6 protein-coding genes and 1 pseudogene are annotated in these 5,527 nt (G+C 69.6%); 1 reads left to right on the forward strand and 6 read right to left on the reverse strand.

Annotated elements, in window-relative coordinates; all coding sequences use genetic code 11:
- The coding region (locus C4313_RS10515) for a hypothetical protein (RefSeq protein WP_352429817.1) at window positions 1–246 on the forward strand (246 nt) is incomplete at its 5' end.
- Between the two features lie 23 nt (window positions 247–269).
- On the opposite strand, the pseudogene C4313_RS10520 reads toward C4313_RS10515, so the two are convergent.
- From C4313_RS10520 to C4313_RS10545, 6 genes and pseudogenes are all read right to left on the reverse strand, one after another.
- Window positions 270–419: pseudogene (locus C4313_RS10520) on the reverse strand (excalibur calcium-binding domain-containing protein); the annotation flags it as partial.
- 613 nt (window positions 420–1,032) lie between these two features.
- Window positions 1,033–1,290, reverse strand: coding sequence for a GlsB/YeaQ/YmgE family stress response membrane protein (locus C4313_RS10525; RefSeq protein ID WP_352429818.1), 258 nt, complete (start codon window positions 1,288–1,290; stop codon window positions 1,033–1,035).
- 621 nt (window positions 1,291–1,911) lie between these two features.
- Window positions 1,912–2,889, reverse strand: coding sequence for a UDP-glucose 4-epimerase GalE (galE, locus tag C4313_RS10530; protein ID WP_352429819.1), 978 nt, complete (start codon window positions 2,887–2,889; stop codon window positions 1,912–1,914).
- 33 nt (window positions 2,890–2,922) lie between these two features.
- Complete coding sequence (locus tag C4313_RS10535; RefSeq protein WP_352429820.1) at window positions 2,923–4,401, reverse strand: glycosyltransferase; 1,479 nt, start codon at window positions 4,399–4,401, stop codon at window positions 2,923–2,925.
- Window positions 4,398–5,204 (reverse strand): adenylate/guanylate cyclase domain-containing protein, encoded by an 807-nt coding sequence (locus tag C4313_RS10540; RefSeq protein ID WP_352429821.1) that lies wholly within the window; start codon window positions 5,202–5,204, stop codon window positions 4,398–4,400. The genes C4313_RS10535 and C4313_RS10540 overlap by 4 nt, the downstream gene beginning before the upstream one ends.
- A gap of 37 nt (window positions 5,205–5,241) precedes the next feature.
- A partial coding sequence (locus C4313_RS10545; protein WP_352429822.1) for a DUF4129 domain-containing protein occupies window positions 5,242–5,527 on the reverse strand: 286 nt, incomplete at its 5' end.

Genomic DNA, 5,527 nt, shown 5'->3' on the forward strand with positions numbered 1-5,527 from the left:
AGCGCGGCCGGAGGCTTGCGGGAAGCAGGGATCAGTGTCACCCTGGTGGATACGATCGCAGATCTAATCTTTGCCCCTGTCGACCTCATCACCGGAGAGCCTGCCTCGAATCTGACCCAATACACCGTCACCCTCAAGACGGATCGGGGAGACTTCTCCGGCAGCGGACGGACCCCGGAGGAAGCCGAGAAGAACGCCTGGGACCGCCTGACAGAAGCCATCGGCTGGGACCCCCGGAAGGTCTGAGGCTCCGGGCGTCGCCCAGGAGGCTACCGCTCGCACCCGATCCCATCGCCGTCCCCATCCAGCCGGTGCAGGTCAGGCGGCAGGACCCGGAACCGCCGATCCGGGATGTCCCGACAGTCCAAGTCCGGCGGCGGCGGGATGCAGATGTCCAAGTAGGATGGATCGCATCGCTGTCCAGGACGCACCCCACCCGGGACGGCGTGGGCGTCGAGCCGCAGGCGCTGGATCCCCAGGGCCCAAGGCCATGGGCCCACGCCCGGCACCTCAATCGAACCAGCGTGGGATTGAAACGATTGAAACGATCGTAGCGCCGTCCACTGCTGCGATCACTATCGCCTCCACCCAGGCCGGCGTAGACGTCGGCGCGTTCGCGGGCCTCTCCGTCGGACCCCAGATGGGGCGGGATGAGGGACTCCGCGCGGGCCTGAAGGTCGGCCTCGGGGACGGGGCTGGACCGGTTGCGACCGGAGATGCCGGCAGAGGGGTGCCGCTCCCTGTCCTCGGACCGATGGGGATGAGACGATTGGAGGATGCCTCACCGGCGCCCTGGCTCGGGCGCTCCCTGAGAAGCCGGAGTTGGCCTGGGGGCAGGGGATAATCGCCCGTGGCCACCTGTTTGTTCGGCATGGTCTCCGGTGGCGGCGGGCCGGGCACAGGAGGGGGGCCTGAGGCTCCGAGCCCCAGGCCCCCTCTTCGCCTTCTCCGCGCTTTCCCCGGCGAGCCCTCTGGGGACGACCTCGGCCGCCCAGACGGGGGGAAAAGCGCTTGGGGGTTTCCGCATGCCGCTCAGGCGCGGCCGCGAACCATCCATCCGTACACGACCAACACCACCAGGGCACCCACAACCGCGAGCACCATGCTTCGGAGGTCGAAGCCACTAATGCCGCCGAAGCCCAGGAGGGTGCCAATAAAGCCACCTACGACGGCACCCACAATGCCAAGAACGATGGTTAGGATGATCCCCCCTCCTTGCTTGCCCGGCATGATGAGCTTTGCCAAGACCCCAGCGATCAGGCCGAATACGATCCACGCCAAGATGCCCATGGCCTACCTCCGGAAGGCTGGAGTTGTAAATCCCGTGATTATGATAATCCATCCCACGCCGTTTGTCAAGTCCCCCCGTCAGTCCCGAAGACGGTCCTTCGGACCCCCAGGGGTCCGCGGAAGCCTTTGCCGCCAGCGGTCGGTTTCGCCCGTCCAGCGATCGGTTTCCCCCTCCCCGTCATCCCCATCCGTTCCCTTCGCCCCCCGAAACCCTCCCTACCTTCCGGCCCTTCTCGAAGGCCGCCGCGGACCCCCGATCGCCCCCCCATCCATGGGGGGTCCGCGGAAGCGTTTTGCGCCATGAGAACGCAGGTGATCTCTTCGCCCAAGGGGAGCGCGCTCTGAAACGCACGCCTGGCGTTGTGGCGGCCTCGGTCCATTTCGCCGCCGAACCGGCCGTGGTCCTCCCCCTCCGCGGGCTGCGCGACCCCAGCGATGCCCAGGCCCTGGCGGGGCGCCTGGGCCGCCTCCTCTGGGGGCCGCTCTGCACCATCCCCGCCTTCTGGCTCAGCATGTCCAGCGAAGCCTGGGCGCGCTCCCGAACATCGCAGCGATCCATGCGGTCGAAACAGCGGCGAGGCGGATGGTAGCGGCTCTACACAAGACCCGTGAGCCCGGGACTCAGCCCACCCCATAACCCCACGGATGCGCCTGCATCCACCGCCAGGCGCTGGCCACGATGTCCCACAAATCGTGCTGTGGCGCCCACCCCCAGTCCTGCCGCAGGGCCTCCGCCGACGCCACCAGGATCGGCGCGTCCCCCGGCCGCCGCGGCCCCTCCACCGCCGGGATCGGATGTCCCGTCACCGCCCGGCACACCGCCAGCACCTCCCGCACCGTGTAGCCCACCCCTGTCCCCACGTTGTAGACCAGCCACGGCCGCTCCTCCAGCGCCTCTAGCATCAACAGGTGCGCCCGCGCCAGATCCGCCACGTGGATGTAATCCCGCACGCACGTCCCATCCCGCGTCGGATAGTCCGTCCCGTAGATCTCTACATACGGGCGGCGCCCCATGGCCACTGCCAGGATGTTCGGGATCAGATGGCTCTCCGGCCGGTGATCCTCTCCCCGCGCCGCCGTCGCGCCCCCGGCGTTGAAATACCGCAACACCGCCACCCGCAGCCCCTGTGTCCGATGCAGCCACCCCAGGATCCGCTCCACCATCCACTTGGTCTCCCCATACACGTTGACCGGCCCGACCGGCGCCTCCTCCGTCAGCGGCTCGGGGCGCGGCGCATACACCGCCGCCGTCGAGGAGAACACCACGCGGTCCACCCCCGCCGCTCTCAGCGCCTCCAGGAAGGCGATGGTCTTCCCCACGTTGTTGGCAAAATACCGCATGGGCTCCCGCATGGACTCGCCGGCCTCGATGAAGGCAGCGAAGTGCATGGCCGCCCGACACGGCCACCGCCGCAGCGTCTCCACCACCCGCTCCCCATCCCCGATGTCTCCCTCCACGAACATCGCCCCCTCCGGCACCGCCGCCCGGAACCCATGGCTTAAATTGTCGTAGACCACCACCTCGTGGCCGGCCGCCAGCAGGAACTCCGCCACCACGCTCCCGATATATCCTGCGCCGCCCGCCACGAAGACGCGCACCGCCCTTCCCTCTCTCGATCGATGGGGATCGCCTCAACCGACCGCCGGGCCCCGAGGGTCGGATCCCTTCGGGGAGGACACCTGGGCCGGGGGGGCCGGGGCCGCCGCCGGGGCCGGCCGCGCCGGCACCAGGCTGTGCCAGGCCACCACCCCATAGCCTAGGGCATAGCACAGCAGGAAGGCCCCCATGCCCTCCAGATCGTGCCGCCACGCCCGCCAGGCCAGGAAGGCGGCATAGACGGCGAAGGCCGCCTCCATCCACCCCATCGGATCGACCCCCGGCTCCGGCCACCGCGCCCGCTCCCCCTTCGGGGTCCGCTGGAACTCCGAGGCATAGCCCAACAGCGCCTCCACAATGGCCCGCGTGTTGTTCAGGGTCAGACCGGTCCCAATGAGAAAGAGCACCGGGATGGCCCACAAGCGCCGGGGCCAGTCGGGATACAAGGCCTGCTGGCTGAGGCCATACATCAGCGGCAGCGCCAGCAACCCCAGGCCCAGGATCACCGTCCAGCGCGGCCGCTCCACCGGGTGCTGCAGCAGCGGACCGGTGAGCAGCAGCAGCGCTACCCCCAGCAGGTTGGTGAAATACCCGCCCAGATGGAAGGTGGCCGCCAGCCGCTTCGGCCAGGGCCACCGGCTCCGCCAGATCCGCCGGATCAACTTGCAGAAAGTCTGGGTGGTGCCCTTCGCCCAGCGGAACTGTTGTCGCTTGAAGGCCAGCAAGGTGGGCGGGACCTCCCCCGGGACAGCCAGGTCGGGCAGGAAGGCCAGCCGCCATCCGGCCAGTTGCGCTCGGTAACTCAGATCCAGATCTTCGGTCAAGGTGTCCGCCTCCCACCCGCCCGCCGCCTCGATGGCCGCCCGGCGCCACACCCCCGCCGAGCCGTTGAAGTTCATCGGCAGCCCGGCCGCCGAGCGAGCCAGTTGCTCGACCATAAAATGGCCGTCCAGCATCAGCACCTGGGCCCGCACGATGGGCGAGGGCGCATCGTTCAGATGGCTCCAGCGGGCCTGCACCGCCCCCAAGGTCGGGTCGGCCAGCAGGGCCGCCACCGCCCCCTTCAGGAAATCCGGCGGCGGGACGAAGTCGGCGTCGAACACGGCGATGAACTCCCCCCGCGCCCGCCGCAGCCCGTAGGCCAGCGCCCCCGCTTTGTAGCCGTCCCGGTTCGGCCGCTGCAGCACCTCGATGGGATGCCCCAGCGCCTGATAATAGGCCGCCCGACGCCGCACGATCTGCGCCGTCTCGTCCGTGGAATCGTCCAGAACCTGGATCTCCAGCCGATCCCGCGGGTAGTCCATGGCGACCACCGCCTCCAGCAGCCGCTCCACCACGCTCCCCTCGTTGTAGATGGGCAACTGCACCGTCACCGTCGGCCACGTTCTGGGCCAAACCCGGGGGACCGGCTGGCGCCGCCCCCACAGACTGAGGCCGGCCAGGACCAGCACGTAGAGGGCGTAAGCGAACAGCAACAGGCTGATCCCCAGGCTGGCCGCCGCCAGGATCTTCATGGCCCTCCCTCCCGAAAGCCGAGGAATCGATAGACCGGGACGACCTGATCCCCTCTCCGAACCGGAAACACCGGCAGTGCCCGCGCCTCGATCCGATCCCGCAGCCGCTCGAAGACGGCGCGGCTGAGCATGATCTGACCCGGCGGCGCGGCCTCCTGCAGGCGCCGGGCGTAATTGACCACGCTCCCCACCACCGTGTAGGTCCAGTAATCGGGGGTCCCGAGGGGCCCCACCCACACCTCCCCGGTGTGGAGGCCGATGCGAAAGCGCCGGCGGCCTTCAGGCGGCAACGTCGGGTGCAGCGCCCCCACTGCCTGCTGCATCCACCACGCCGCCCGCAACGCCCGATACGGGTGGTCCGGCAGATCCCGCGGCGCATTAAACCACCCCAGAACCGCATCCCCCATCCATCGGTCCACCACCCCGCCCTCCCCTCGAATGGCCTCCAGGGCCACGGCCAGATACCGTCCCAGCACCGAGGTCAGTTCCTCCAGCGGCACCCGTTCGCATAGGTCCGAATAGCCCTGCAGGTCGGCGAACAGCACCGTCACCTCTCGACGGGCCCCCGAGACCATCGGCGGGTCCGCAGCCAGCAGATGGGCGAGGACCGCCGGGTCCAGGAAGCGCTCCAGCAGGATCCGCCCGCGTTCGGCCTCGGACCGGCAAGCCGCCACCAGGGTCAGAGCCTCCCGGACCTGGGCCTCGAGGGCGGCTTCCCCCGCGCTCCCGACCCGCGCCAGGATCCCCCTCAGCCGCTCCTGAAGGGCCTCCAGCGCCGCGCAGGCGCTCTCTTCCTTTCCCATCATTTCTATTCTATCGGGCTCTCCCCCATGGTCAGCGTCAGGGCCCTGGGGCCGGCCGTGGGGCCCGCCACCGCCCACCGAGCCGGTGGTCCCATCGGGCGAGGGCGCGGCGGAGCTGCCGGGCCATCCCCCGGGAGAACAAAAGCCACCGCCATCCCCGCGGGGCCTGAACGGGCGGCGGCGGCCGCCCGCCGAAGCGGACTGCCGCGTAGCGATCGGCGATCCGCCCCAGAACATCGGCCAGTTCCGGGACCAGCGTCCCTAGGTAAGCCGCCCGCTCGTGGGGCGTCCACGCCGCTGGGAACCGGATCCCCATCCCGCGG

The sequence above is a fragment of the Thermoflexus sp. genome (assembly GCF_040289485.1).
GTDB lineage: Bacteria > Chloroflexota > Anaerolineae > Thermoflexales > Thermoflexaceae > Thermoflexus.

Excerpts from the sequence above, each read along its gene's own strand:
- C4313_RS10525 (WP_352429818.1), bottom strand. The coding sequence starts at position 1,290 with ATGGGCATCTTGGCGTGGATCGTATTCGGCCTGATCGCTGGGGTCTTG.
- C4313_RS10535 (WP_352429820.1), bottom strand. The coding sequence starts at position 4,401 with ATGAAGATCCTGGCGGCGGCCAGCCTGGGGATCAGCCTGTTGCTGTTC.
- C4313_RS10540 (WP_352429821.1), bottom strand. The coding sequence starts at position 5,204 with ATGGGAAAGGAAGAGAGCGCCTGCGCGGCGCTGGAGGCCCTTCAGGAG.